General features: G+C 41.4%; 1 protein-coding gene. It reads left to right on the forward strand.

The window, feature by feature from the left end:
• Positions 1 to 1105, forward strand: a 1105-nt coding sequence (locus F6K37_RS41280; RefSeq protein ID WP_287257069.1) for an RNA-guided endonuclease InsQ/TnpB family protein, incomplete at its 5' end; no start/stop codon positions are given.
• Positions 1106 to 1688: the final 583 nt, after the last annotated feature.

Consider the following 1688-nt stretch of genomic DNA (forward strand, 5'->3'; position numbering starts at 1 on the left):
TCCTTGGTACAAGGAGATACATTCAACTGTTCTACAGCAAACACTGAGACAGCTAGATGTCGCCTTCTCCAAGTTCTTTAAGGGAGAGACTGAATATCCAAAACCTAAGAGAAGGTCACGATTCAGGAGCTTTAAATACGCCCCTGGTCAAGTCAAACTAGATGGATACAAGATATACCTCCCAGGAATTGGTTGGATGGGTTTTTACAACTCTCGTTCTATTCCTGAGGGGTTCAATTTGAAGTCTGTGACTGTTCGGAAGAAAGCTCGTGGATGGTTTGTAAGTATTCAAATTGAGGACAAAACAGTTCCAATTCCTTCGGTAACAGGCAAAACTGAAATTGACCCTCAAAACGTCAAAGGTTGCGACTTGGGGATTAAAAAACTAGTTAGTATTTCCAATGGAAAAACTATAGCCAATCCAGCAAAAACAAAGTCATTTAGGCGCAGAGAAAGGCGTCTAGAGCTAAGACAAAGAGCTGCTAGCAGGAAAAAGAAAGGGTCTAAAAACAGAGGAAAAGCCTACAGTAGGGTAGCCTCACTTCATGAGCGTATTGCAAATAACCGTAGCGCCTATCATTGGGACACAGCCAATAAGTTGGTTGACGGTGCAGATGCCTTGATATTTGAAGACCTTAATATTAAGGCAATGAAGTCTCGTTGCAAGCCTAGACCAAATAAAAATGGTAGTTATGACCCCAACGGGCAATCAGCAAAAAGAGGCTTGAATCGTTCGATATCTAATGCAGCTTGGGGAGAACTGGTCAAGAAGATCGAGGTCGTGGCTGCAAAGTCAGGCATTCCGGTCATAAAAGTGAATCCCAAGCACACATCTCAAAGGTGTCCAAAATGTAACCACACAAGTAAAGAAAACAGAAAAAAAGAAAAGTTTGTCTGCACTAATTGTGGTCATTACGACGACGCGGACGTGAATGGTGCGGTAAATATCAAACTGCGGGGTCTCAAAAAACTGGGAATTGACCTCATCCAGCTACCTCCGGTGCGGGGGAAAGTTACGCCCACGGAAATAACAGCAACGAACGTTGTTGTGCCTGGGAATCCCCATCCCTGCGACGGGTGGGGAGGTTCAACTATGGTGGAGTAACAACTGGCAGCCTCTGGAAATTTATGAAATTAATCAAAAATTCCGTTTATATTGATTCAGAAGAACACTTTATTGGTAATTTAGAGGATATGCTCGGTATTATTTCACATATTATTAATAGCACTCGCCCTCAATCTCTTGCTGAAAGTTAGTGATAAGTATGGGATAGTCAGTTTGCTCTGTTTTGAGCTGTTGATGCTCCTTATAATAAGGAGAGTTGTAACAAATCGTCAATATTATTAAAGTGCCTAAAATTGAACGTTACTATGGTGCTTATGTTGAATAATATAAGGGACAAATTGTGCTATAATATTGCAATTTTTAACATCTCACGTAAAACTTATAACGTAAGTTGTTCGCGTAGCGTGCGTGTAGCGCTTAAGCTGACGACTAAATGCTTACAATAGCCTCGATCGCCTAATCACTGCACAATAGAATAGTTGCTTGCTCTTTTACCTACTATGCCCATTGTCCTAACCGATACCAAAAACTTACTGTGTGACCTAATTGCTCAATATGGCTCCCGTGTCGATTACTTAGCTATTCGCTTAGAAGAAGCCGAAGGAACTAGCATTTTATTACA

The sequence above is a fragment of the Moorena sp. SIO4E2 genome (genome assembly GCF_010671945.1).
In the GTDB taxonomy this organism is placed as follows: domain Bacteria; phylum Cyanobacteriota; class Cyanobacteriia; order Cyanobacteriales; family Coleofasciculaceae; genus Moorena; species Moorena producens.